This window comes from Oceanobacillus salinisoli (assembly GCF_009733865.1).
In the GTDB taxonomy this organism is placed as follows: domain Bacteria; phylum Bacillota; class Bacilli; order Bacillales; family Amphibacillaceae; genus Oceanobacillus; species Oceanobacillus salinisoli.
In genome coordinates this window covers 26,531-52,234 of sequence record NZ_WOFB01000017.1, presented here as the reverse complement: position 1 = coordinate 52,234, position 25,704 = coordinate 26,531, and the positions used below count along the sequence as shown (strand labels likewise).

At 35.5% G+C, this 25,704-nt stretch carries 34 protein-coding genes, 4 tRNA genes and 1 pseudogene; 13 read left to right on the top strand and 26 right to left on the bottom strand.

Going from position 1 to position 25,704, the window contains the following annotated elements:
• Positions 1–29 precede the first annotated feature (29 nt).
• The 10 genes from GMJ66_RS13005 to GMJ66_RS12960 form a co-directional block, all read right to left on the bottom strand.
• Entirely contained in the window at positions 30–353 is a 324-nt protein-coding gene (locus tag GMJ66_RS13005) for a hypothetical protein (protein WP_156290751.1), read from the bottom strand.
• 273 nt (positions 354–626) lie between these two features.
• Positions 627–1,280 carry a hypothetical protein gene (locus tag GMJ66_RS13000; protein ID WP_156290750.1) on the bottom strand — a complete coding sequence of 218 codons (654 nt, stop codon included), beginning with the start codon at positions 1,278–1,280 and terminating at the stop codon, positions 627–629.
• A gap of 5 nt (positions 1,281–1,285) precedes the next feature.
• Complete coding sequence (locus GMJ66_RS12995) at positions 1,286–1,528, bottom strand: hypothetical protein (RefSeq protein ID WP_156290749.1); 243 nt, start codon at positions 1,526–1,528, stop codon at positions 1,286–1,288.
• Between the two features lie 43 nt (positions 1,529–1,571).
• On the bottom strand, positions 1,572–1,760 hold the full coding sequence (locus GMJ66_RS12990; protein ID WP_156290748.1) for a hypothetical protein: 189 nt from the start codon (positions 1,758–1,760) through the stop codon (positions 1,572–1,574).
• Positions 1,761–1,873: 113 nt separating this feature from the next.
• Positions 1,874–2,086, bottom strand: a complete 213-nt coding sequence (locus tag GMJ66_RS12985; protein WP_156290747.1) for a hypothetical protein — start codon at positions 2,084–2,086, stop codon at positions 1,874–1,876.
• On the bottom strand, positions 2,087–2,227 hold the full coding sequence (locus tag GMJ66_RS12980) for a hypothetical protein (RefSeq protein WP_156290746.1): 141 nt from the start codon (positions 2,225–2,227) through the stop codon (positions 2,087–2,089). It abuts the gene before it with no gap.
• On the bottom strand, positions 2,215–2,415 hold the full coding sequence (locus tag GMJ66_RS12975) for a hypothetical protein (protein ID WP_156290745.1): 201 nt from the start codon (positions 2,413–2,415) through the stop codon (positions 2,215–2,217). The genes GMJ66_RS12980 and GMJ66_RS12975 overlap by 13 nt, the downstream gene beginning before the upstream one ends.
• A complete protein-coding gene (locus tag GMJ66_RS12970; protein ID WP_156290744.1) occupies positions 2,412–2,618 on the bottom strand; it encodes a hypothetical protein in 207 nt (68 codons plus the stop codon). The genes GMJ66_RS12975 and GMJ66_RS12970 overlap by 4 nt, the downstream gene beginning before the upstream one ends.
• Positions 2,615–2,806, bottom strand: a complete 192-nt coding sequence (locus GMJ66_RS12965) for a hypothetical protein (protein ID WP_156290743.1) — start codon at positions 2,804–2,806, stop codon at positions 2,615–2,617. The genes GMJ66_RS12970 and GMJ66_RS12965 overlap by 4 nt, the downstream gene beginning before the upstream one ends.
• 14 nt (positions 2,807–2,820) lie before the next feature.
• The gene (locus tag GMJ66_RS12960; RefSeq protein ID WP_156290742.1) at positions 2,821–3,063 is read right to left on the bottom strand and encodes a helix-turn-helix transcriptional regulator; all 243 of its coding nucleotides are present in this window, start codon (positions 3,061–3,063) and stop codon (positions 2,821–2,823) included.
• A gap of 242 nt (positions 3,064–3,305) precedes the next feature.
• Between GMJ66_RS12960 and GMJ66_RS12955 the strand changes: the two genes are divergently transcribed.
• The 10 genes and pseudogenes from GMJ66_RS12955 to GMJ66_RS12910 all read left to right on the top strand — a co-directional run bounded on the left by GMJ66_RS12955 (position 3,306) and on the right by GMJ66_RS12910 (position 8,901).
• On the top strand, positions 3,306–3,695 hold the full coding sequence (locus GMJ66_RS12955) for a helix-turn-helix domain-containing protein (protein ID WP_197046692.1): 390 nt from the start codon (positions 3,306–3,308) through the stop codon (positions 3,693–3,695).
• Between the two features lie 146 nt (positions 3,696–3,841).
• On the top strand, positions 3,842–4,051 hold the full coding sequence (locus GMJ66_RS12950; protein WP_156290740.1) for a helix-turn-helix transcriptional regulator: 210 nt from the start codon (positions 3,842–3,844) through the stop codon (positions 4,049–4,051).
• Between the two features lie 222 nt (positions 4,052–4,273).
• Entirely contained in the window at positions 4,274–5,815 is a 1,542-nt protein-coding gene (locus tag GMJ66_RS12945) for a recombinase family protein (protein WP_156290739.1), read from the top strand.
• Positions 5,796–6,122 (top strand): competence type IV pilus major pilin ComGC, encoded by a 327-nt coding sequence (comGC, locus tag GMJ66_RS12940; protein WP_156290738.1) that lies wholly within the window; start codon positions 5,796–5,798, stop codon positions 6,120–6,122. The genes GMJ66_RS12945 and comGC overlap by 20 nt, the downstream gene beginning before the upstream one ends.
• 11 nt (positions 6,123–6,133) lie before the next feature.
• The gene (comGD, locus tag GMJ66_RS12935; protein WP_156290737.1) at positions 6,134–6,559 is read left to right on the top strand and encodes a competence type IV pilus minor pilin ComGD; all 426 of its coding nucleotides are present in this window, start codon (positions 6,134–6,136) and stop codon (positions 6,557–6,559) included.
• Positions 6,546–6,884, top strand: a complete 339-nt coding sequence (locus tag GMJ66_RS12930) for a prepilin-type N-terminal cleavage/methylation domain-containing protein (protein WP_197046691.1) — start codon at positions 6,546–6,548, stop codon at positions 6,882–6,884. Before comGD ends, GMJ66_RS12930 begins: the two co-directional genes overlap by 14 nt.
• Positions 6,832–7,281 carry a competence type IV pilus minor pilin ComGF gene (comGF, locus tag GMJ66_RS12925; RefSeq protein WP_156290735.1) on the top strand — a complete coding sequence of 150 codons (450 nt, stop codon included), beginning with the start codon at positions 6,832–6,834 and terminating at the stop codon, positions 7,279–7,281. The genes GMJ66_RS12930 and comGF overlap by 53 nt, the downstream gene beginning before the upstream one ends.
• The gene (locus GMJ66_RS12920; protein ID WP_156290734.1) at positions 7,253–7,630 is read left to right on the top strand and encodes a hypothetical protein; all 378 of its coding nucleotides are present in this window, start codon (positions 7,253–7,255) and stop codon (positions 7,628–7,630) included. Before comGF ends, GMJ66_RS12920 begins: the two co-directional genes overlap by 29 nt.
• Positions 7,631–7,892: 262 nt before the next feature.
• Positions 7,893–8,587: pseudogene (locus tag GMJ66_RS12915) on the top strand (helix-turn-helix transcriptional regulator).
• A gap of 71 nt (positions 8,588–8,658) precedes the next feature.
• Entirely contained in the window at positions 8,659–8,901 is a 243-nt protein-coding gene (locus GMJ66_RS12910; protein WP_156290733.1) for a DUF2626 domain-containing protein, read from the top strand.
• A gap of 62 nt (positions 8,902–8,963) precedes the next feature.
• On the opposite strand, the gene GMJ66_RS12905 is transcribed toward GMJ66_RS12910, so the two are convergent.
• Entirely contained in the window at positions 8,964–9,587 is a 624-nt protein-coding gene (locus GMJ66_RS12905; protein ID WP_156290732.1) for an MBL fold metallo-hydrolase, read from the bottom strand.
• A gap of 115 nt (positions 9,588–9,702) precedes the next feature.
• On the opposite strand from GMJ66_RS12905, the gene GMJ66_RS12900 reads away from it, so the two are divergent.
• The gene (locus GMJ66_RS12900) at positions 9,703–9,936 is read left to right on the top strand and encodes a DUF2759 domain-containing protein (protein ID WP_407939233.1); all 234 of its coding nucleotides are present in this window, start codon (positions 9,703–9,705) and stop codon (positions 9,934–9,936) included.
• Between the two features lie 320 nt (positions 9,937–10,256).
• Here GMJ66_RS12900 and GMJ66_RS12895 read toward each other — a convergent pair whose 3' ends face one another.
• The 7 genes from GMJ66_RS12895 to rpmG all read right to left on the bottom strand — a co-directional run bounded on the left by GMJ66_RS12895 (position 10,257) and on the right by rpmG (position 18,211).
• Positions 10,257–12,161: an LTA synthase family protein gene (locus GMJ66_RS12895; RefSeq protein WP_156290730.1), complete on the bottom strand. Its 1,905-nt coding sequence runs from the start codon at positions 12,159–12,161 to the stop codon at positions 10,257–10,259.
• Positions 12,162–12,371: 210 nt separating this feature from the next.
• A complete protein-coding gene (locus GMJ66_RS12890) occupies positions 12,372–13,337 on the bottom strand; it encodes an ROK family glucokinase (RefSeq protein ID WP_156290729.1) in 966 nt (321 codons plus the stop codon).
• A 16-nt stretch (positions 13,338–13,353) separates the two neighbouring features.
• Complete coding sequence (locus GMJ66_RS12885) at positions 13,354–13,548, bottom strand: YqgQ family protein (protein ID WP_156290728.1); 195 nt, start codon at positions 13,546–13,548, stop codon at positions 13,354–13,356.
• Positions 13,549–14,079: 531 nt separating this feature from the next.
• Complete coding sequence (locus tag GMJ66_RS12880; protein WP_156290727.1) at positions 14,080–15,537, bottom strand: spore germination protein; 1,458 nt, start codon at positions 15,535–15,537, stop codon at positions 14,080–14,082.
• Positions 15,538–16,069: 532 nt separating this feature from the next.
• Positions 16,070–17,626, bottom strand: coding sequence for a rhomboid family intramembrane serine protease (locus GMJ66_RS12875; protein WP_156290726.1), 1,557 nt, complete (start codon positions 17,624–17,626; stop codon positions 16,070–16,072).
• Positions 17,627–17,718: 92 nt separating this feature from the next.
• A complete protein-coding gene (locus GMJ66_RS12870) occupies positions 17,719–17,910 on the bottom strand; it encodes a hypothetical protein (RefSeq protein ID WP_156290725.1) in 192 nt (63 codons plus the stop codon).
• 151 nt (positions 17,911–18,061) lie between these two features.
• Entirely contained in the window at positions 18,062–18,211 is a 150-nt protein-coding gene (rpmG, locus tag GMJ66_RS12865; protein WP_026681152.1) for a 50S ribosomal protein L33, read from the bottom strand.
• Positions 18,212–18,644: 433 nt separating this feature from the next.
• On the opposite strand from rpmG, the gene GMJ66_RS12860 reads away from it, so the two are divergent.
• Both GMJ66_RS12860 and GMJ66_RS20745 read left to right on the top strand, forming a co-directional pair.
• Positions 18,645–18,860 (top strand): hypothetical protein, encoded by a 216-nt coding sequence (locus GMJ66_RS12860; RefSeq protein ID WP_156290724.1) that lies wholly within the window; start codon positions 18,645–18,647, stop codon positions 18,858–18,860.
• Between the two features lie 23 nt (positions 18,861–18,883).
• Positions 18,884–19,438: an endolytic transglycosylase MltG gene (locus GMJ66_RS20745; RefSeq protein ID WP_231514927.1), complete on the top strand. Its 555-nt coding sequence runs from the start codon at positions 18,884–18,886 to the stop codon at positions 19,436–19,438.
• Between the two features lie 576 nt (positions 19,439–20,014).
• Here the strand turns inward: GMJ66_RS20745 and phoU are convergent.
• From phoU to GMJ66_RS12815, 8 genes are all read right to left on the bottom strand, one after another.
• Positions 20,015–20,668: a phosphate signaling complex protein PhoU gene (gene phoU / locus GMJ66_RS12850; protein WP_156290723.1), complete on the bottom strand. Its 654-nt coding sequence runs from the start codon at positions 20,666–20,668 to the stop codon at positions 20,015–20,017.
• Positions 20,669–20,855: 187 nt separating this feature from the next.
• Positions 20,856–23,000, bottom strand: coding sequence for a peptidoglycan D,D-transpeptidase FtsI family protein (locus GMJ66_RS12845; RefSeq protein ID WP_156290722.1), 2,145 nt, complete (start codon positions 22,998–23,000; stop codon positions 20,856–20,858).
• Positions 23,001–23,052: 52 nt separating this feature from the next.
• Positions 23,053–24,324 carry an MFS transporter gene (locus GMJ66_RS12840; RefSeq protein WP_156290721.1) on the bottom strand — a complete coding sequence of 424 codons (1,272 nt, stop codon included), beginning with the start codon at positions 24,322–24,324 and terminating at the stop codon, positions 23,053–23,055.
• Between the two features lie 104 nt (positions 24,325–24,428).
• Entirely contained in the window at positions 24,429–25,040 is a 612-nt protein-coding gene (sodA, locus tag GMJ66_RS12835) for a superoxide dismutase SodA (RefSeq protein WP_156290720.1), read from the bottom strand.
• 302 nt (positions 25,041–25,342) lie between these two features.
• Positions 25,343–25,415, bottom strand: a tRNA-Phe gene (locus tag GMJ66_RS12830).
• Between the two features lie 10 nt (positions 25,416–25,425).
• Positions 25,426–25,518, bottom strand: a tRNA-Ser gene (locus tag GMJ66_RS12825).
• A gap of 12 nt (positions 25,519–25,530) precedes the next feature.
• Positions 25,531–25,607 (bottom strand) — tRNA-Ile (locus GMJ66_RS12820).
• Positions 25,608–25,616: 9 nt separating this feature from the next.
• A tRNA-His gene (locus GMJ66_RS12815) sits at positions 25,617–25,692 on the bottom strand.
• Positions 25,693–25,704: the final 12 nt, after the last annotated feature.

The window sequence follows — 25,704 nt, the reverse complement described above, 5'->3', positions numbered from 1 at the left end:
TGTCGCATTTTGGGTCAAATATGAATGAATTAACCCCAATGGTCATGATGCTTCATAATTTCAATTACTTCATCTGCATAAGGCTCGTCCAAATTAATGACAACATAATTGTTATAAGGTTTCTTCCCATCTTCAATGCGACCGTCTTCTATGACTTGTAAAGCTGTATTTAAAGCAATTCGTAGCTCATCTTTAGTATGTTGAGACAAGTATTTGTTTACATCACGCTCATTAATGATAGTGTATCTTCGCTTAAGCCCTTCTTTTACCGTCCCTTCAAACGCTGGTTCTGCTTCCGGATACTCTAATATCTCTTTGATATCTTGGTTTATTCTTCTGTAACTATCGTTCATTTTCTCTCCCTCCTTCCATATATATTGGGATAATCTCCCCTTTCGTGATCAGGAACCAGGGGGAAGGACGAAAATAGAAAGGCGCTCCTGACCACGAAAGGAAGGACTAACCTTCCTTGCTAAATATTTTGTTAAGTGGTAGAATGAACTTACCGATTAAATTTCTCGTGTTGCTGCACGAGTTTTTTTGTCTTACAGTGTTACGATAAATAAAGATAAAGTTATTAATAGCGCACCAATAAAAATTCCTTTGACCAATCATTATTCACCACCTTAATATGTTCTTACTGGCAGAATAAGAGTTCTAACTCGTTCATTATCATCAAGAATAAAAGGTGTCATATTTCCTCTAAAATATATAGTCAACTCTTCAGAATTCAATTTAAAGTGCGCTTCCAGTGCGTCCCTTAAATATTCTGGATTGTATGAAATTACATCTAAATCTTTTATTTTTGTATATTCATTAGTGGGAAGCTGCATAATTATTCCGAGTTCTTTTAGTTCAACTTCAACAGATTCTTCATTAAAGTTAAATCTTACAACCTTGTTATAGTCTTTCATAATCTTCATTGTTTGATTAATAGACTTGAAGATTTGTAACCACAATTTGATTTTTACTTTATCCAATACAATAGACTTTTTATGGTTTTCTCTACTGCTAATTTTGTCCGTTTCTGGGAACTTACCTTTTGCAAACATAAAAGTCTTTGGACTAACTAGGAAATCCTCTTTAAAACCATGAATATCCTTTATATGAATCAACCTGTGAGAATCTGTTGCGACAAGATCACCATTCGAACGATGTTGAGTGTAATTCAACAATGGTCTGGTATCACCTTTTTGTATAAACTTCTTACTTACTTCTAATGCAATTCCATAAAATTCATCATGTACAAATTCAAAATCGATTTTCTTTGTTTGTTTCATCTTTTTTATCTCCTCTCAAATTCAAGAACTTTTGCACGATACCGCCTAAACGCATGTATTAAATCCGTATTTAATGGCAATCCTTGTTTAATGTAGCAATCTGTGCAGCAGAACAAATCAGTTTGTAAGTGATACGTTCCTTCATCCATTCGTACATATTCAGCTGGACTCATTTCTAATCGGTTAGCCAGCTCAACATACTCTGGAATTTCTTTTGGTTCGCGATTGCAATATGGGCATAACGGCATTGTTTTTTCACCTCCTTAAAAGTGTGGAATTTATCCGAACTGTTCAGTAAATATCGTGTTTTTCGCAAGTATTAATTTCCCAATAATCGTATTGTTTGAAGTCGTATTTATCAGTCACCCATTTCTCCAAAACGCTGTGACAGTCTAATTGTTTAGGTCTGTTTACATCATTTTTAACGGTTATAATAATAGGGTCATTTCCTTCAATCTTTACAAAAAATGTTCTTGCCACGATAACACTCCTTCCTTCGCATTTTGTTTCAATAACTCACCAACAACCAAAACCAAGCGACTAACACGGCACCAAACGCCACTCCATAAAACCAATCCACATAATCCTAGGCATTAATACCACACTCTTTCTCTTTCCTGTTTTTTAGTGTGAAGAGCCTTCAAAACATTTAAAGAATGATTAATACTCTGCAGCTGGTCTTCTTTGGAAGTAAAATTTGCATTGGTTGCACTATCTAATACCTGCATGCAAGTGCGGTGAAGATTGTCCAATTCATCTGCCATCATTTCGTAATCCTCAACCAGGTAGTGATTTTTCAGAGCCATTCAATCCACCCTTTCCAAAATCTCCATTTCCACTTGATATTTTCTTTCCATCAACTCTTCAACAAGAGCGACGTCTATTTCGGCTTCTGCTTGCCGTAATTCCCGTTTAATGGTTCGCAACTCTTTAATTAAATCGGCCATTCCTTAACCTCCTGCTTTAATTCATCGATTTTATCCTTTACATATTGTGGAAGGTTACGATAGCGAATATCTTTTAAATTCCCATCAGCAGCAATTTTCCAGAATCCGACTAGCACAGCGCCATCTTCAAACTTCCTTACGCTGACGTGATATTTAACATTTGGAGATTCCCATGTTCTTTTAATCACACCATTACCTCCCTCGCATCCGAAATGCGTTGATATAGTTCTTTCACTTCCGGATCTACATCATCCACACGATTATGAATCTGATAAACTTCGCCCATGTCATAGAGCAGCATGTCTAGACGCTTCTTACTTGCACCGGCAATTAATATTTCCTGGAACCGTTGTTCAAACCGATTTAGCATAGTACGCTTTAATGCGTTCAAGCTTTCACCCCCTCCCGATTTATGTAATCGCAAATTTCCTTGTGTAAAACAGAGACAGGTGATTTCTTTTCTCCCCATTTTCTTAATAAGATGACTGCTTGTTCTGAGTTTCTATAAGATAATTCTGCTAGTTTAATAGGTATCTCTTCTCTCTTTTTAAGGAGTTCTAAGTCAATTGGTAGATTCATAGGTTTTGCTCCTTTTAATTAGCGCTTTTCTTGATATTTTTATTTATAATATCATGTTTCTCGATATTTATAGGTAAAAAAATTTCATCAATTTGTTTATTAAAGAATTTGGCAATGATGAAAATTTCTTGCAGTTTAAAATCATACTTCCCAGATTCTTTTAGAGAATAAGTGCTTCTGTCTATACCTAAAAGCAAAGCCATTTGTTCTTGGTTGATTTTCTTTTCTTTCCGTAGCTTTATTAACTCCCAGTGCACGAAGTCACCTCCCTCCTTTATGTAATCTATCAAACATCCTTTTTCTCTCCTTTCTGAACTTTGTAATTCTAATTTATATCATGATTCTCGATAAGTCAATAGAAAAAATCAACAAATGTGATACTTTTTATTGAAATGTGAATAGTACTGATATATACTTATTTTTGGATATAAATTGTAGGAAAAAGAAAAGTCGTACTAAAATATCAAATAAATTTTAAAAAACAATGGAGGAAGTAAAAATGGACATTAACAAATATGTCGGAAATAAAATTAGGGAATACAGGAGAAAGAATCGATTAAACCAAACGCAATTAGGAGAAAAGATTGGAGTAAAACAAAACACTATAGCTGGATACGAACGTGGAGAATCTGAGCTTAATTATGAGAATTTGCATAAATTAGCTAACGTATTCGAAATAGGCATCGGCGATCTATTCCCTCCTACACAATCCCAAGATAATGAATATGAAAAAGCAATGGAATTGGATGGAGGGAAAGATTTAAACATCAAAGATATAGATCTTGTCAGAATGTTATTAGACAAAGCCCTCTTATTAGAGGGCAATGAAAGAAAAGAACTGTTAGATCAAGTGAAGCGTGCTGTTGAACTCTTTGAGAAAATGGATTAGCGATTCATCTATAGTAGATTCATCTAAATATCCTTTTTTCATCATTCGTACAAGCATTACAAAGTTTTTTAAATCTGTTTCTGTCATCAACATCGCCGCCTTTTCGAGTGAATAATAAGAAAATTAAATATGAATGAGGTGTCTGTTTGGCTTATAAAGTCGGAAGATGCCTACTTCGATACCGTTTAAAGGAAGCTGGTATGACGCAACGTGAATTAGCAGAAAAACTTGGTGTATCTGAACCGCAAATAAACAAGTATGTAAATAATCGTCAAGGTATGTCATATCAAGTTGCGTATAATATAGCCATAATCCTCGGATGCCGCATGGAGGATTTATATGAATGGTTCAAGTAGGCTAACAAGGAGTAGATGATTATCTACTCACCGACAAAACAAAGCCAAATAGCTTGGTTAAATAATACCATATAACTTGGAAAAATTGTGACAAAAATCGCTTTTTATTATGGTAATTTGTTACATTTTTGTAACACATCTGTTATTTATCTGATATAATCATATCATAAACAGAACAAATGTTCTAGTTTTATTTAAAAATAATTGAAGGAGATAGAAAATATGAGAGCTGCTAATTATTATCGTGTATCAACAAAGCTACAAGAAAAGAAGTTTAGTTTACCAGCGCAAAAACAAGAACTAACAGTTTATGCAGCCAACCAGGGTTGGAATTTAATTGGGGAGTTTGTTGATGTTGAAACTGGCGGAAAGTTGAATAAAGAAGGTTTAAATAAACTTCTTGATCTGGTGGAAGAAGGCAGTGTGGACGTTGTGCTTGTCGTGGATCAAGACCGCTTGTCACGATTGGATACTGTCGCCTGGGAATATTTAAAATCTACTCTTAGAGATAACAACGTTAAAATTGCTGAGCCAGGAAGCATCATTGACCTTACGAATGAAGATGATGAATTTATATCTGACATAAAGAATCTTATCGCTCGCCGAGAAAAGAAATCAGTAGTAAGACGTATGATGCGAGGAAAACGTCAAAGAACTCGCGAAGGAAAAGGATGGGGATTACCACCTCTCGAATACTATTACGACAAACAAGAAGCGAAATACAAAGCAAAAGAAGAATGGAAATGGGTTATTCCATTTATAGATAATTTATATTTAAATGAGCAGCTGGGAATGAAACTAATTAGTGACAGATTAAACGAGGTTTCTAAGACTCCTTCCGGTAATCAGTGGAACGAACATCTTGTTCAAACCCGACTAATGTCTAAGGCTTACCACGGTGTAATGGAAAAAGAATTTAATAATGGAGAAGTTATTACTGTACCAAATGTTTACGAACCATTGCGAACAGAAGAAACTTATAAGAAACTACAAATCGAACGTGAAAAAAGAGGAAACCAATTTAGTGTGTCCGGTAGAAAAAATACGAATAATATCCACATGCTGAGAAGAACCAGTATCAAGTGCGGGCATTGTGGAAGGAAAATCGCTGTACAAATGCATGGTACAAAACAAAAACCAAAATATTATGCGAAACATGGGCGAAAAACGCGAATGAAAGATGGCCATACATGCGATATTAGCATTAATACGGAACGATTTGATGGCAACGTTATTAGAGCTCTTAAAGATGTTTTAACGAGTGAAAATCTTGCCAAAAAGTATATAAATATTGAATATGACGAAAAAGAAATAACGAATTTAAAAAAGGAAATAAAAGAATGTAAAAAGTCTATAGATAATTTAAAGTCATCAGCAGATAAATTATTGGATTTATATCTGATTGGTAAACTCAAAAGAGAGAAATATTTAGAAAAGGATAAAGAAATCAACTCGAAAATTGAAGTCCAGGAAGAAACATTAAATAAGTTAGAAAGAAAACTACAAGCTATTGATTCAAGTGCGTTTACTTATGAAAATTTATTTCAATATATGGCAATCGCACAAAACATTGAAACAGAATTAACAGGGTTAGAAAGAGCACAATTGATGGGTACTCTCTTCCCTCTCGGTGTTTTGTACAAAGATAAGATTATTTTAATTACAGAGGTATTTAAAGGTATTCCAATCGAAGTCACTATACCAATCGAAACAGATCAGCATACTTGGCATCATACAAAAAACAATGCCCGCACTTCTTTATGAGTTATATGGGTATTCGCCTATACTAATCGAAATGTTAATTGTATTAATGGTAATCTCTGTCCTAATCATGCTCATCGTTCCAAATTTAGGTGGAAGAAGTGCGGAGGTAAATGAAAAAGGGTGTGATGCCCTTGTATCCTTAGTTCAGGCGCAAGTAGATGCTTATTATATTGAAGAAAATGAATATCCCGAGAGCCTAACTATTTTACAAAACGATGATTTTATAACAGCCGATCAGCAAAAATGTCCAAACGGAGAAGCCCTATCATTAGAGGGAAGTACCGTTATAAACCCTTATGATGGATAGTGGGAGTGACCATGACGAGGAATAACAAAGGTTTTACTTTAATGGAAGTTCTTTTTGTCCTGGCAACACTATCTGTAATTACCCTGCTAAGTCCCTCTATGAACGTTTCCAGTCTTGAAACCATTCAGGAACAGCAGTTTCTTACTGTTTTTCAATCCGATGTCTTATATACCCAAAACCTGTCTACTACTACGGAAGAATATGTACGTATTCGATTTTATACAGACAATTATAAAATAAAAAGCGGGTCGGAAACTTTAATCACCCGATATTACCCTAATGGAATACAATTAGATACAAGAGGAAATCCAATCATTGTTTTCAAAATAACAGGTGCAATAGTCAACCGTAAAATCATAAAAGTGACAACCAATCAAGCCGTATACCATATCGTCTTTCCACTTGGGAAAGGAAGAATTAACATTGTTGAAATCTAATGGGTTTACATTAATAGAAGTAGTTGTTGCGACTGGAATCTTCATGACGGCAGTAATTGTATTTGTACCAATGATTTCACTGCTTGCAAAAGAACAATCGGTTCTTAGTGAAAGACGCTTTATTTTGTATGAATTACATGATGAATTACAGCCCTACCTTTGGGACAGTGCACCGACCCCTATTGACTATATTACGAGTAGAGATGGAAAAATGATCACTTACACATTTACAAAGGAAAATAATTATATAAAAGGATGTGCCAGTTGGGAAAATGCTAGAAAAAAAGCAGAAACACTCTGTCTTTATGGGCTGCCTGAAAATTGAAAAAGGATTCTCTTATGTCACGATGTTGTTAGCAATCACCATTATAAGTATGACGCTTCCCTTTATCGGATATTTGATCCAGGCAACAAGTCAATTATCCTCTAATTATCACGAACTTTCTACACAACAGTTTTTTCAATTTTTACGTGATGAACTGATTCAATCTACAGAAGTAAATATTTACAACAATAAAATGAAGCTTACTCAAGGGGAGACAATTGCAACCATCGAACACTATGAGGATGTTATTCGCAGGCAAGTCGATGGAACTGGTCATGAAATACTGTTGCGCGACGTCCAGAACGCAGACTTTCGGAGAAGTCCATATGGAATTACCATACAAATTACTAATTCCAAAGGAGAAATATATGACAAAAACATTGTCTTTTATCACTGAACAAAAAGGCTTCATGCTGCCATATGTACTATTTATCACCACGATGATGCTCATTTTGATTTTATCTAGCATTCAACTTTATCGTAACGATATATATTTGACAGAACAATACGTGGAACATGTCCGGGTGGAAACAATATTTCAAATGGGGCAGATGAAATTTAAGCAGGAGATATTACAACGGAATTTACCACCTCCCGCTCAAATTCAATATGAATTTCCAGACGGAAAAGTTAATATAGTGGTTAGTCAAATAACAGAACATTACTGCTCTTTACTAATTACCGTTACAACAAATAAACGGAATTTCAAGTATACATTCCCTCACACGTTGCCAATTCCCGAATAACATCTAAAGCAAATCTCAGACACTGGGCGTTTTTTTCATTTCCCATTGATTATGGTTATTAATAGAACCAATCAGAAGTTTACTGGCTGCTAATCCCCCACTTCAAGTATCTCCATTACTTGAAGTGGGGCTTGAGAGCAAGTTATCACTGATAAAACCGTTTTCAATTTATGAATATATTTTTACAAATTTCCCTCTTAACCATTTAGTTCAGTTTACCAATTATAATAATGATATAAATTGAAAATGTGAGGTGTTGAACTTGGAGCAGACACTAAAAGTTACAAATGTATTAAGCGATCCTACCAGATATCATATATATGAATATTTAGTGGAAAAACATAAAGAAGTTAATGTGACTGAAATCGCTAAATAATTTGATATTCATCCAAATGTAGCCCGTTTACACTTATCCAAATTAGAAGATGTACGTATGGTTATTTCCTATTCTCAAAAAACAGGCAAAGGCGGAAGGCCAAGTAGACTATACCGATTATCGGATAACGTCATTGAATTAAATTTCCCGCATCGTGATTATAAGCTTCTCTCTTCCATCCTTATCGAGTCATTAGCTGAAATGGGAGAAAACGGCAAACGGGCATTTTATACCACTGGCGAAAAATACGGTAAACAAATAATAAATGATTATCACCAGACAAAAATACTTACAACCTATGAAAAATTAAACATTCTAGAGGACGCTTCCACCATGTTAGGAATGTATTCCAACTTCGTTTACAATGAAAAGGAAAATACGATGAAATTTGAAGTCAATAATTGTCCTTTTAAAGAATTAGCCTCTAAAACCAGGAATTAATTTGTGATATGCACCATTATTATATGAAAGGAATGTTTGAGGTATTGTTTACGAATATTGATTTAATTATGGAAGATAATATGATTATAAATAGCTGTGAAAGCTGCGCTTATACGGCGAACTTAAAATTAAATAATTGACATTCGTTTACAAGATGGAAATTCTTGTTTATAATTATGTTTGATAACGTTATCTAAAGGGGGGAACTAACGTGGATCGTATGTTTCGTGTTCTTGCCTTTTGGACAGGTATATTTACAGTCATGTTCTATGTTGGTGATATGGTTGGAACGGCGCTACTATTCCTCGTTCAAACGGTGTTTTTCCTTACATTAAGTTATTTAAGATTGTCTGAAAGAATGTATATGTATTTATTCGGTGCCTATTGCACAATCTTCATGATTGGTTTTACATGGTATTCCGAATTTATACTCGTACCTGGTTTCGGACACTAGAATGAAAAGCGCCAGCTAAAAAACCTGTACATTTTATCCGTACAGGTTTTTTAATTTTTTCTTTAGTCTCTTATAAATGGATTATTTCTTTTCTCATTCTCTATAGTAGTTTTTGGACCATGACCAGGGTAAACAATATACGCATCATTGAGTGTATAAAATTTTTGGCGAATCGATGCTTCGAGCTGTTCCATGTCTCCACCAGGTAAATCCGTTCGTCCAATTCCTTCACGAAATAACACATCTCCACCAAACAGCCAATTTTCATTATGAAAGATAAAACTTACACTTCCTGGTGAATGACCAGGAGTATGTATGACCTCAAAAGTAAATGAAGCAACCGTTAGATCACCTTCCTTTAAATCATGTTCAGCATGTGCTGTTTGAACAGGATTACCTATAAATGCTAGTGATCGATTTAATGCAGCATCTCCAAGCCAATCCTTTTCATTATCATGCAAATAAACTTCTATATTAAAATAGCTTCGCAGTTCTTCTACCGCACCGATATGATCAAAGTGGGCATGTGTTAAAAGAATTGCTTTTGGTGAAGCATTTTGAGCGTTCAGTACTTCAATTATTTGATTTGCATCTCCCCCTGGATCAATAATAAGAGCATCTTTACCATTTAATACAATGTAACAATTCGTTCCTAAAGGACCAACAGATAAGCCGATTACATCCATCATATAAACCTCCAAATGAATTTAACATAATTATGAATTTACCCGTATATATCTCGACAAAATCCATATATTACTATAAAATGTAAATGTATTGATTAATTACATAATAATATAAATGTATTTCCCAAATCAAAAAATTACTACTCGGGAGAAAGGGCATAAGGAGGTATTTAAAAAAATGCATATCGTTTTAGGGATACTCTTTCTATTTGTAGCATTATTAGCAGTTGTATCTGTAATACGCCAGCTAAAATTCAAAAATATGTTCGCATTAATTTTTTCTGCGCTAACTGCTTTGGTATTTGGCTTCTTTTCTATCGCAACAATTATATCCGAAATTACTGGATGATTATACACAAACCATCTATTGAAAAAGCTGCTTATTTCATTAAGCAGCTTTTTTCTATGTTCCGTGTTTAAGAAAAATAACACTTTAGCCAAAAAGAGGTTTCTGCGCAGCTAAAAGTTAAAAGCCCCAATTATATGAAAAATTGCCACATTAACCTGCTAATAAGCGGAATGTGGCAATTTACAATGGGTTATCACAAATTAACTGACTCTAAAACTTTCATAACTACGAGATTGCATTAACAACCAGAACGCACCTGATTCGTTAATCCAACAATTAGTGGGACAAGAAATCCTCAATAATTGCAGATTTACTTATAACTAATCAAAGTCATAAAATCTCAGCAAATCACCATAAATCAAATCATCAGAGTACTGTAATTCCATTTGTACTTTTTCATTTATCGTACTGCAAGCATTAGTTTCATCCGTATCCGTTGTTTCTGGTACCTTATCAATGTTTTCTTCTAATGGTTCGCCTGTTTCACGATCATAACAAATTCCTGCTGTTGACACATAATCATCACTTACAAAATCACCATTTCTGAGTGCAATATAATCTTTTCGGTTTTCAGCAAACAAATCATTGCCGAAATAAATGTCATTTTCTACTTCAACACCTAAAAGACTGAGCATCGTTGGTTTTATATCAATTTGAGCGGAAACGTTAGATATCGTTTCACCATCCCCATCACCAGGTAAATGAATTAACAATGGTACACGCTGTAGTTGAACTTGATCATAAGGGGTGATTTCTTCTTTATTCAAGTACATACTCATCGCTTTATTATGGTTTGCACTAATACCAATATGGTCTCCCATAATAACGATAATAGAATCTTCATATAACCCGGAAGCTTTCAGCTGTGCAAAGAAATCTTCAATTGCTTCATCCATATATCGAACTGTCGGAAAATAATTATTTAGCGTATTAGAATTTGAATCATAAGGTTCAATGGATTTATCTTCTTCATCCAATTCAAATGGGAAATGATTGGTTAACGTAATTAATTTTGCAAAATATGGTTCTTCCAACGACTGCAAATATTTAATGGATTGTTCAAAGAATGGCTTATCTTTTAATCCCCATCCTATTGAATTTTCCTCATTTATTTCATAAGCTCTTTCGTCATAAAAATGATCAATTCCTAAGCTGTTATACATTTGAAATCTATTCCAAAAACTTCCATTATTGGCATGTAATACTGCGGAAGTATAACCGTCATTGCCTATTATCTCTGACAATGCATGATATTCATTTCCACCATGCGTGAAGAATACAGCACCTCTTGATAATGGATACATGGAATTTTCGATAAGAAACTCCGAATCGGACGTATTCCCCTGACCTGTCTGCTCATAAAAATTATCAAAATAATACGTGTCCTCATCTTTTATCAAACTATTAACGAATGGTGTGACCTCTTCCCCATTCACCTCATTGTTAATAACGAATGATTGTAGTGATTCAGCGTGAATCCAAATGACATTTTTACCCTCTGCAGCACCAAACATTTCCGATTTTTCATCGTTTTTCACATTTTCTTCAATAAATTCTTCAATTTCGTTTAACTCGTTTCCATCGGCAAATACACGCTGTGTCTCTGCTTTAGAATGCTGCACAATATCGTAAATGTGATAATTAAATAGCCCAATATTTTTAACCAGGTATTCACGGTCAAAACCGCGAGTAAATAATTGTGGTCTTTCCATTTCAGCAAGGAAGAAGTTCCCCGCTAACAATAACATAGACACGGCAAGTGCAAATACTTTCCCTCTTTTCAGGTATGATACACTTAATGTTTCAACCTTGCGTTTGCTTAAAATCCAAATAATAACCGTATCAGCAAAAAGCAGAACATCAAAAGGCTTAATTAAAGTCATTATACTGGAACCTAAATCAGACATATTACTGCCCATAAACAACTGGGGTATCGTAATAAAGTCAGTAAATTGACGGTAGAATACAAGATTAGCAAAGACAACAAATGTCGCTATAAATCCAGTATAACGGATAAATTTCATTTGTCTCGATGGCTTATTGAACCATACCGCTAATGCAAACATCAGAAATGCAGATACAAATGGATTGATGAAAAGAATAAATTCCTGCATCGTATTATCTAATTCAACATTAAACATAAATCGGTATACAATGTATGTTTTTAAACCGAATAATAAACTTGCAATAATATATAATGGTATTGTCGGTTTCCTAAAATTCATAAGGTAATTCCTCCTAAGCAGTTTCCACAATATTTCTATATATCTATTCTTATACGAAACAGATACATTGAATCATAGTTAGTACGCATATTTCAATCATTATAGTATATGACGAAAATTACGTAAAAAAGGTTTCACTTAATTTACAATTTCTTAATAATTATATACTTAATATCCTGTTTTCGTAAATATTAATCATAGAAATAATTTTTACAATTCCTTAACATACTGCTTAACAAGATATGCACCGCCGATGATGCCTGCATCATTACCCAGTTGAGCAATTTTAATTTCACAAACCTCTCGCAGTTTTGGAATGGCATATTTTTCAAAAGCGGCAGTGAGCTGATCAAGTAAATATTCTCCTGCTTTAGAAACTCCACCACCAATAATAATTTTGGAAGGATTTATCATTGTTGCCATGTTGGCAATAGCCATTCCTAACACATTTACAGTATTCTTCATTATCTGAATACTCATTTCGTCTCCATCCTTCGCAAAATCAATTACATCTTTTGCTGTGATTGTTCCTCTCTTTTCGTAATATCTTGCTAATTTAGAATGGGGATTTAAAGCAATAGCATCCATGCCTTGACGTTTGATTCCAGTCGCGGAACATATCGTTTCTAAACAGCCAATCCCCCCACAATTGCAAGGTACACCATCCGGTTCTACTTTTATATGTCCGATTTCACCAGCCATACCACTTTCACCATTTAATATAGAACCGTTTGCGATAACTCCTCCACCTACTCCTGTTCCAAGGGTAACAGCAATCATATTCACTGCACCATTGCCAGCACCTATCCAGTTCTCCCCTAATGCTGCAATGTTTGCGTCATTTTGCACAAAAATAGGAAGGTTAGACTTTTCTTTCATTTGTTTAGCTAAGTCCATGTTTTTCCAGCCGATATTTACCGCTTCATACACAAAACCTGTTTCTGCATCAATAAAACCAGGCGCACCAATTCCAATTCCTAATACCGATACTTTATTTATCTTCAATTCATTTAGTTTATGATGAGCAGAATTCCAAATATCATCTACAATTTTCTGGCCGCCACTGGATGTATTGGTTGGGATCTCCCATTTTTCCAGGATGTCACCATGGTAATGGATAAATCCTATTTTAACAGTTGTTCCACCAATATCTACACCAACCATAATTTTATCCATATGTATTTCGCTCCGTTCAAAGTAGTTTCGACTTTTCCTTTTTCAAGATCAGTTTGGCTTGTATAAATTCTTCTTTAGAAATAAATTGATATTCCTTATATAACTCATCTATTTCCATTTCCATTAATTCTAAATCTCCCATTCGGTCTCCTGTATATATAAACGTATGAAACCTTTTTAAGAGTTGTTGAACATCATATACGGTTTTCATTTAAAATCACCAACTTCCATTATACCAAATCCCATTTAATAAATGAATTAAAATTGCGTTACAATATGATGACTAACTTAGAGTGTAGGGGGAGTGCTGCTTACTAAATAACTTGGAGAATGTTAGCACATTTAGATTCGATTTTCTTATTCGTTGGATGTTAAACTACGTCCAATCCTCTTCCTGTCTAAAATTTTATACTTTCCAAACATATAAGAAAAGCGCAAGCGCCCGTTTAGCGACGTACGGACTGCGCCTGGCCATGCCAGGTGGTCCGTTGTTACCGCGCAAAGCGGCGTTTTTAATCGGACATTCCCCTACCGTAGGAGATAAAGGAAACACGACGAACGGAGTGAGTCGATGTTGACTATCACCGCAAGGGTATAAGTGCGACTAAGCCTCTGGTTTCACCAATCGGCAAGTCTTCTTTATCGTACGGGGGTGAGGGAAGTCCGCTAGTCACTGGGCGATGAAGCTAGACATGAAGCGCAAATTTATACTTTCTTATCAGTTAAAAAAACCCAAATCGCTTTAACGATCTGGGTCTTGAGGATGTAAGAATTCTGGTCTTTGACGTTTTAATGGAATTGGAGAACGAAGCAGAACTTCTTTAAACGCTCTTAGTGAAAACGGAATAACCGGCCAAAAATAGGGAATATGAAAGGTTTTCATTCTTGACAAATAAAGAATCCAAAGAGTTATTCCCGCTACATATCCCGGTCCACCAAACAATGCAGTAATAAGCAGCAGTACAATCCGCACAATATGATTAGAAAGGCTCATTTCATAGCTTGGTGTGGCATATGTTCCAATTGCGGCTACAGCGATATATAAAATAACCTCATTGGAAAACCAACCAACTTCCACAGAAATTTGCCCAATTAAAATTGCTGCGACTAGCCCTAATGCAGTAGCAAGTGATGATGGACTGTGTATAGCAGCCATTCGCAGCATATCCATCCCGACTTCAGCAAACAGAAATTGCAGCAATAAAGGAATATTTCCCTCTTCATTCGGTCCAATGAACTGAAGTCCGGCCGGTAAATAATCTGGCTGAACAGACACGAGGTAATAAAGCGGTAACAGAAAAATCGACAAAAATACCGCTATATATCTTACTATACGCAAATAGGCTCCAACCAATGGCTTTTGTCTGTATTCCTCCGCATGCTGCAGGTGATGCCAATAAGTAGCTGGCGTTATCATGACACTAGGAGAACCATCAATCATTATGAGAACGTGTCCTTCATACAAATGAGCAGCAGCGGTATCTGGTCTCTCCGTATAGCGGATGGATGGATACGGATTCCAATGTCTTCCACTTAAGTATTCTTCCACTGTTTTTTCTGCCATAGGTAAACCATCTGTATCGATTTTCTTTAATACATCCTTTAAATAATCCACCCGTTCCTGATCAGCTATATCCGCGAGATAGCATACGGCAATATCGGTTTTTGACCTTCTGCCTATCTGCATATATTCCATCCGCAACGAACGGTCACGAACCCTTCTTCGTGTCAAAGAAGTATTAAAAACAATCGTTTCTACATACCCGTCACGTGAACCCCTTACCACCCGTTCTAAATCGGGTTCTTCCGAAGACCGGGTAGTATATGTACGTGCATCAATCACGATTATTTTATCAAGACCTTCTACTACAAGGACAGTTGGACCAGCAAGAATAGAATCAGCCGCTTCATTTAAATCATCCACTTGATCCAATTCTATATATGGTATGTATGTCTTCATTAATTTAGTTAATGGATTCGGTTCAAGATCTCCAGGTTCCAGGCTGGCCAATACTTTCATAATATGAACCATAATGTCATCTTTAGCAAAGCCATCAACTAGAAATAATGTCATTTGTCTTCCAGCGTATTCTAATTCGAGTCTTACTAAGTCAAAGCTATCGTCCACACCAAGCCGTTCATTAATGTAATTTACGTTTTGTTCATACGAAGGAAAGAGTGGTTGTTTATCAGTTTCCATATTTTCACACCTATCATTAAGTAAATGATAGGATTAGTTTAACTCAATCTGGATTTTTTATACTGATGATACATCCATTTTTACTTAGGCTGTATTATAGAAGATTGTTGCTTTTACAGGAGAAGTTGTTCCATATTTTAAAAAACTGCGAACTATTATAGTGCTCCGTTGATTTCCGCTCCGGGCAGTACGCTTTCCGCGGGAAACACTTCAGCCTCCTCGGAAGAAAACACTTACTTGAAAAAGAAAAGCACTTTTTCTGCGTGTGATGTAACGCTGCCAAAGCCTTCCTTGTCCTGCGGGGTATTCAAGCTGCCCGTTTTCCCGCAGAAGTCGACTGCCCTCCGCTCCAATCAACCCGTATAATGGCAGATAACTTTTAAGTTTCAAAGCACTATACTAGCGAAAGAAATACACGGAGACTCCTGCTGGAAAAGAGGCCTCGGTGAGACCCCCAAAGAAGACAGCACGAGGAGGATCACCAGCCGCCAAAAGAGCTTTTACTTAAAAATGGTTTATACTAAATCGATTCCTATAGAGACTCTCCGGTTATTTCTTCATACAGCTGGATAAAATCACCTTGTTCTGGATTGCTGGAATAAGCTTTTCTTATGTTTTCTTCTGCTTTATCTATTTCTCCATTATTATAATATAAAAGCGCCAAGTTATAATAAGCTTCTGGCATACCTTCATAAGTAATGCTCTCTTCTAAGTCCTGAATGGCTAATTCTGCTTCATTTAGCTCAATGTAAGCATATGCTCTCTGAAAATAAATAATTGCCTCCAAGTCTCCTCGAACATCCAATGCTTCTGTTGAAACATCCACAACTTTTTCAAAATCGCTGTCGCTAATGGATTTTTCAATTACCATTAAATGGTATGCCTGGCTATTAAAATTATTATGAACCCCAAAGACAACCAATCCAGAAATAATCAAACCATAAACCAATACAGCTGTAAATTGTATAAGAGTATTTTTCTTTTTAGGAAGATAAAAAATGACCGAAGCGACAAATCCGGCTATTAGTCCTCCCAAGTGAGCTGCCATATCGATTTGCTGTACCATAAAACCAAAAACAATATTAATCGCAAGAATAACCAGTACGCTTAATCCCATTGTTTGAAAGAAGATTTGTTTATAAATAAGTCCAAAAAATAATAAGGCCCCAAACAAACCAAAAATAGCTCCTGATGCTCCAGCTGATATACTCATGGAAAACGCAAAACTAGCAATTCCGCCGCCTATACCAGCCAGGAAATAAATAAACAAAAAACGCCATCTTCCATATATTTTTTCCACTAACGTTCCCAAGTAGTAAACTGCAAGCATATTCATCAGAAAATGCAATAACCCGATATGCAAAAACATGGAACTAACAATTCGCCACCATTGACCTTCTTCTATCATATCCGGATTATATTTTGCACCAAAATCTATTAAAGTATCAATAGATGTACTTCCTCCACTCGTTTCCAAAAGGTAAAACATCAATAAATTGATGAGAATAATCACATAAGTGAAGAATGGTTTACCATATGAAAAGACTTCCTGAATCGCTTTCCGTTTGTTCTCCAACAACGTAAATAAATCATTTCTGTATTCTTTTATTCTCTCTTCTATTTCTTCTTGAAGTTTATTATCTTCATGAACTTCATCATTTACACTAAACTTATTTACACCTAGTGAATCCTGTAATCTTAAAAGCTCTTCATCAAAATCCTCTTCATGCAGGTAATACATATTCATTTTAACTGGATTTTTTTCTTTTAATTGCATTGGTTGTTTTAAGTTTTCCCAGCTGTCAACTGGGGCATGAGTAGAAATATATATATTATGAACGAAAATATTTTTTCCTTTTAACAATCGTTTCATATTTTTTGCCTTTTGAAAAACAAGGGCAATATCTTTCCGCAAGTGATTCTGCCAGTCAAAACCATGATGGGTCAGTCGAATAACATGGGAAGTCTTCCTATCATATTTCTCGATCCATATCTCGTTGTTTTGATCTATATGTATTAAATCAAAATTTTCCTTCATAATGAGATGATGAGCAAATTTGTACATGAAATACAATTCATTAAAATGCATTTATTCACCTTCCTCCCCTATATAATAGCAGAACCACTTTGTATTTTGAACAAAAAAGAAGTTGCGCAAAGACAACTTCTGTTTGAAAAGATTTAACCTTCCATATCATTACTGAATAAGCTCGGCAATATTTTAGAGCGCATTTCGGGAATGTTCATGGACAATCGAACTGCAAGCTTACGAAGAATACCAATTGTCATCATGAAATTCAGTAAACGGTATCTCCATCTATACAATAAGAGAACAACTGCTACTAAAAGAACAAATTGAAAAAAACCCCTCATTTACAACACCTTCTTTTTATTTTGGTGTAATTATTTTTTGAAATTGTGCGTTATTTATACATATATAGTAAGGTACAGGAATAATCCCCGCTCTACCCTTTACAAATAATAAAACCCCTTGCTTTAAATGGGCAAGGGGTTTATTTTTAACTTATTTTGTTTCGCGATGTAAAGTATGTTTTTTAAGACGTGGGCAATATTTCATAAGCTCGATACGCTCAGGATTTGTACGTTTATTTTTTGTTGTAATATAATTACGGTCACCTGTTTCAGTACAAGCTAAAGTAATGTTTACGCGCATGATTTTCCCTCCAAACTATAAAAACTTGCAAAAATAGAACAAATACGTTTCAGACTTTATTAATAATATCAAAGTTTTTCCATTCAATCAAGAAACAAATAGAAAAACTTTAAAAGTTAAAGAATACCCAAAATAAAAATAAAACGAACCACCAGAAATGTCGAAACTCTGTCGAATTATATCAAATGATTAGAGCCGTATCTATTAAAGTAGATCTTTACTTGTAGTTTTCGTTCATCCTCATAGTTTGCTTAATGAATGAATCGGTTGTTTACTCGTGGTCCACCCACTTATAATATAAATATGCTTAAATCGTTGAAGTGGGTCATACGGCGGTTATTTTACGTGACAGACCATGCTCACCTATAATTACCAATGGTTTCATAGGCTAATCTATGATATAACTAATAATGTAGAAAAAGGAGGAAGACAAATGATTTATGCAGTAATTACTATCCTCATTGTAGCTGTTGCTTTATTTGCCTTATCATTTTTTATGAATGATAGGCTGGAAGAGTTAGAGAGTCAAGTAGAACAATTATCTATTACAACGATGCAGGATGCATATCAATTAAAGAAAAAAATTAAGGTATTGGAAGAAGAACTGCTTCCAGAAGAACTCGAAAATGATATGATTGTCAATAAATAATAATTGTTAAAAAGGAGAAACCAATGAAACAGCTAACACGATATTTTTCACTTGGTCTATTTACCGCGGGGATCATCATGTTGATAGGTATCTATTTCTCTGATAGCAATAAGATGGATGAACTTTCTGCTGAAGAGATGGTTCCACTTTTAGAAAAAGAAGGTTACCACGTACTATCGAACAACGAATATATTTCCATGACGGTAAATTCCAGTGAAAACAATAATGAAGAGGAAGAAGATAACAACTCGGAAGTAACAGAAGCTGATGAAGAAGAAAATAAGGAAGATGTTTCCGAAGATAACGGAGATAAAGAAGAGGAAGAGGAAACTTCTAAGGAGGACGATTCGGAACAATCTTCAGATGAGAAAACTTCTTACGCACTGAACATAGAATCCGGCATGCCTACTTCAACTATTAGTTCGCAATTGGAAGAGAATGGAATAATTGATGATGCATCCGAATTCACCGAGTATATGGAAGAACATGACTATACTTTGAAAGTGAAAGCCCGTGAAGTTGAGGTATATAGTGATATGAGTTTCTATGAACTGGCAGAAGCTTTAACAACGTACTAAAAAGAGGATTGGAACATTAGATTAGTGACGGAAATAACAAAACTTTTTGGTGGGACAAATAACCGCCATCCACTTATTAAAAAACTCGCATTTGCTTTTCTTTTAGCGAATGCGAGTTTTTCTTATAGTTCGTGTTCAAAAAGGTGGATGAAAAGGACCGGTCGGCTAAGAACAACGTCCTGGGACTGCGGCGGTTACTCGTCCCACCGAAAACATTTGTTGCGGGCGCGACACTAGCACGTCCTGTGCGCCCTAAAGTTCGAGGTGGCGAAGCTTTGAGTAACGGGCCCCGAGCGTATTGTGTTGACTTCTACGTTGCCCACAGGACGTGGGCGATTTTAGTAGAAGATCCCCTATATAGATGTGTCATTTTCACCGGACTTTTTGAACATCCTCTTATACTTTGGACTTTTAAAATTTTTACTACATCGAATCCTCTTGTTGGTTTATTTTTATGTTTTCATAAAGTGTAAAAGAAAAAATCTGAAAAACTAATTCGAATGCTAAATGGAGCATTTTGAATCATGGTTCAGATTGTTCTTTAACTCAAACACCTTTGTCTTTAGCCCCTTTTTATTAATTAAGACTATAGTTCTCTCCTCTTACTAAATATAAAATGCTCTCCCCTATATTGGTTATGTGGTCTGCAAATCTCTCTAAGTACCTGCCTACGAAGGCAACTTGCATAACATATTGTATTTTATCCGGTTTTGTCGCTGTTTCTCCTAGCAGTTCACTTACAATATTTTCATATAGATTATCTACTTCATCGTCCATTGTACCTAATTCTTTAGCTATGGTAATATCTTCGTTCTCAATCGCAATAATTGCTTTTCTTAACATTTCTAATGCAAACTCATGCATCTTTTTTAAACCTTCTGGAATGGAAACATAATTTTCTCCTAAATGAATCGTTGATTTCGCAATATTTTTTGCATTATCTGCCATTCTTTCAATGTCTGTCACTATTCTTAAAACCATAATTACTCTTCTAAGATCTGTAGCAACAGGCTGCTGTTTTGCAATTAATAAAATTGTTTTATCGTTTATTTCTAATTCTCCGCGGTCAATATGTTTGTCATCTTCAATCACCTTTTTCGCCTTTACTACATCCTGTGTATACAATGCGTCAATGGATTCTGTCAATGCCTCTCCAGATAATTTAGCTAATTTCACAATGCGCTTATTTAATTCCTCTAATTCATTTTTAAATTGATTACGAGTCGCCATATAGACATCTCCTTTTTACATAATTTGAAACATTAAACAGATATATATTCATGATAAAGAATAATTATTCCTATTATAACTTAAAATTATTAACCTATTGTTAATTTCATGTTAAATAATTAGCCCTTTTTACTACCCTAGATAAAAAAGTCATAAATCTTCCAATAAGATTTATGACGATAGATAATTATTCACTATCCTCTTCTGTGTCTCCTTCATTCTCTTCTATCTGTTCCTGCTTTTCCTGATCATTATTTTCCTTCATTTCAAAATATTTGTCTAAAATTCTTTCACCGATTAAATTATTAATCGGATGCTGACCACTAACATTGGGGCCTAAGTTGGGAATTATAATAGCAAACGCCACTTCGGGATTTTCATATGGTGCATAACCAATTAATGTACGATTTTCTGTCGTATATAATCTTTCTTCTTCGAGATGATAATAATCACTTTGTGCCGTACCCGTTTTTCCAGCTGGCTTATAATCCTTATTGGAGAAGTAAGAAGACGCGGTTCCTCCTGGTTCTTGAAATACCCTGCGGAACCCTTCCTGAACCCTGTCAATATGGTCCATGTCTATCTTATTAAATACCGTTGTGTTTTCTGTTCTATAGATGGATCCTAAGCTTTCTTCTGTACCATTTGGTTCGCGTATTTCTTTTAGAAAATGCGGCTTCACACGGTATCCTCCATTTGCTATGGTGGAAACATACTGCGCCAACTGCATAGCTGTATACGTGTCATACTGACCAATCGCAAAGTCCAGCAGGTTTCCGGCATCGGGTTCTGTTCCAACAAATCCGGTTGCTTCATACGGATAGTCAATTCCTGTTTTTACACCTAGGCCAAACTGCCAGAAATAATTACGAAATTCCTGGAATGCACTATAATCAATGGATGCACTTTTACCATTAGGAAACGGATATCGATAATCCCCACCCAACCGTAATGCAATATAGAACATATACACGTTGGAGGACAGCTTTAATGCATCATAATCATTGACTGTTCCTAAATTTCTATACGATGATTTTTCAGGTGTTCCAGCAATTTTAATCGGACTGTCATAAAATGTCTCACCTGGTGTAATCACTCCAGATTCATACCCTGCTAATACGGTAGCTCCTTTAACTATTGAACCCGGACGATGGGAATCATATAATGTTCGGAACGATTCATTATAAAATTTCTTTTCTTCTCTATCATACCGTTGTCCGGATACTGCTAATAGTTCTCCCGTTTGGGGGTCCATCACTACCGCAAGTGCCTGATCTAAAAATCGATTGGCACTAGGATGCTTTTGAATCGCAGTCAATAACTCTTCCTTAACAATTTTATCCACTTCTTCCTGAAACTCCATATCAATGGTTAAGACTAAATCTTTACCACGCTGTCCTTCCACAATGGTTTCAGTACCAACGACTACTCCATTTTTGGTTGTTGTATATTGGATTTGCTCTTTCCTTCCCCGCAACACTTCTTCATAGTATTCTTCCAAACCACTTTTCCCTACTCGATCATTTCTACTATACCCTCTTGTTAGATAGTAATCTTCACCATCCGCCGGAATTCCTTCCTCCTGTGACGTAACGGAACCTAATAAACTCCTTATCGTATCACCATAGGGGTACTCCCGATTCCAATCCGTTGTAGCATTAATACCCGGAAGTTCAGATAAGTGTTCTGAAACCAGCGCATACTCTTTTGCTGTTACTCCTTCATTTTTTACAATTTGTGGTGTTAAAGAGTATGCCTTATCTAATTCTTTTTTAATGGCAATGATTTCTTTTTCCTGCAGAGTAAATTGACTTATCTCTTCTTCTGTAATTAAATCCAACGTTTTATTATAAGCTTCTGCGTTACTTAACTCTTCCCGGTCCTTGGCAGATAACCTCTCGTCAGCTTCTTCTTTGTTTTCTAAATACCAGTATTCTTTTAAATTTCTTTCTGTTAATACACGATCAAAATATTCTTCCGGATTATCTTCATCTTCTGGTACCATCGTTATAAACTCTGCCAGTTTTTTTGCAACATCGAGTCTGTCTTCTGCCTGTACACCTTTTTCAGGCGTATACGTAATGGAATAAACCGGGTCATTATCGACAATAACGTTATGGTCCCTATCATATATCTTTCCTCTAGGAACAGGTATTTTCGTTGTATCCTGAATCGTCCGTTCAATTTCTTTTTGGAAGTCCTCTCCATTTAAGATTTGTACGACACCTAATTGTAGAATAAGTACCGAAAATAACAGGAATATCACAAAAAACAATATATTTATTCGGAAGGGTAACTGTGATTTTTTCTTTTTCTTCCGTTTCTTAGTCATATGGTTCTCCCCCAAAATCAAACATTTACTTATATATTTGATTTTACCATATTTACCGATTTTTTTCGTCGGTAATCTGTTCTTTCATTAATATTTCTTTTTGCGAGGAGCTTCCCAAATAAATATTCTTTATAAAGAAATAGATGACTAAATGGCCTGCACCAAAGACAACTAGAATAATTGGAATAATCTGTTCTGCGTCATAAATAGAAACGGCAAATAAGAACACAAGCACAGAAACAATTCTGCCACAATTTAAAAATAATTCACGAACCACAATATACTCAATTCTTAATTCACCAGCCTTCCAAGCCTTTCCTATCACATCATATGTTAAAGATACATATGGTACGTTAATAATTGGATAGGCAAACCCGATGACAATTGCATAAATAATTAGGAGGAAATAGCTGATATCAAATAAGATGATAAAAATAGAGAAATATAGAAGTATGGCACCTAATAATATCGCTTTTTTCCTTATAGAAGGTTTAATAAATTTTGTAACTACAAAATAAAGTACAGCTGAAAGTCCAGATAAAAATAAATTAAACGTACCTAAAGCAAATTCACTTTGTGTTACAACAAATACCCAAATGGATATTACAAATGCGAATACGCCCTCTCGTATTCCTTGAAAAAAATGGGCATATAATATTCTGCTCCAGTTTTTGTTATTATTTTTTTCCAACAGAATCCTTTTGAAATAAAAATTCCCTTTCGCACTTCTTCGCTGGAGAAAGAAACTTGCAGCAACAGCACATATAAACAAAATAAATGAAATAGTAAAGATTGTCGTATAACCAATATTTCCATCCAGTTTTGAAATAATGATCCCAGCAAGCAGAGGCCCAATCATTCCACCCAGTGACTGGAGAACACCTAAAAATCCATTAAAAAAATCTCTTGTATCAGGTTCGGTTATCTCAAATGTCAATACATTAAATGCAAGCCAATAGAAACCATAACCAATCCCTAATAAACAACCCAGCAAAAAATTGAATGTAGATGCCTTTTCACCGATAATTAAAACACATAAAAAAAACAAGGATAAGAAGATAACCCCTAATCGAAGAACAATGATTCGATCAACCTTTTTAGCAAGTCTTCCAGCAAGTACAAAGGTCAAGGCCTGAAATAGATTAATTCCAAGATTATAAATTGCAATCGTTACATAATCCCCGGACTGTCTCCATAAGTAAATATTTACAAATGTGTTGGACAGAAAAATACCTAATGAATAGAGACCACCTATGAGCAACAGCAATAACAAATCTCGGTTTACGTCGATTTTATTTTCAAATGCTTGTAGTATTTTTGACATATCTAAACTACTCCTTTTGTTCTCTTATTAGTTTGAGCGAATCAATGTTAGATATGCAAAAAAACACGCGGGAAAAAATCCCACGTGTTTTCAAAACAAACATATTATTTTGCTTCGTTATAATTTTTTGCTACTTCATCCCAATTCACAACATTCCAGAAAGCTGAAAGGTATTCAGGACGTCTATTTTGATATTTTAGGTAATAAGCATGTTCCCAAACATCGACACCTAATAGTGGAGTTTTCCCTTCCATTAGTGGTGAGTCTTGGTTTGGCGTGCTTGTTACTTCAAGTTCACCGTTATTTAGTACTAGCCAAGCCCAACCAGAACCAAAGCGTGTTTTCGCAGCAGTTTCAAATTCTTCTTTGAACTTGTCAAAGCCGCCGAATTTAGCATTAATCTTGTCAGCCAATTCACCTGTTGGTTCTCCTCCACCATTTGGGGATAGAACTTTCCAGAATAAGCTGTGGTTAGCATGTCCACCGCCATTATTGCGTACTGCTGTACGTTTTTCTTCTGGAACTGCATCCAGATCGCTAATTAGTTCTTCTACAGATTTACCTTCCAATTCAGAAAGTCCATCTACAGCACCATTTAAGTTGGTAACATATGTGTTGTGATGTTTCGTATGATGAATAGTCATTGTTTCTTTGTCAATTGTTGGTTCCAATGCGTCGTACGCATATGGTAGTTCCGGTAATTCAAATTTAGCCATGAATATCTTCCTCCTTAATTTAATAAAATGGTTAAAATAGGTTATTAACCCTTTATCTAGAAGATTATCACTGCTTAACTATTCTTGCAAATAATTTGCCTAATTAGTGAATGATTATTTTATAAGTTGATTATTTGATTGGTAATGTGAATTAATTAGAAAACCATAAGAAATTCCATGTGACATTTCCCTGGACTTTTGGAATGCCCTCTAAATGAAAATAGCTATCACCAAATTGGTCATAGCTATATATATCGATATAAAAGAAAAAACAAGTACCAATTGTACTTGTTTTTTACAGATGGCGCGGGACGGAATCGAACCGCCGACACAAGGATTTTCAGTCCTTTGCTCTACCGACTGAGCTACCGAGCCGAAATATGTATGGAGGAGGTAGAGGGATTCGAACCCCCGCGCGGTTTGACCCGCCTGTCGGTTTTCAAGACCGATCCCTTCAGCCAGACTTGGGTATACCTCCGAAAATAAAATATGGTGGACCCTGCAGGACTCGAACCTGCGACCGATCGGTTATGAGCCGATAGCTCTAACCAACTGAGCTAAGGGTCCGTATGTTATTGGGGCGACCGGTGGGAATCGAACCCACGAATGCCGGAGCCACAATCCGGTGCGTTAACCACTTCGCCACGACCGCCGTCTTATAGAA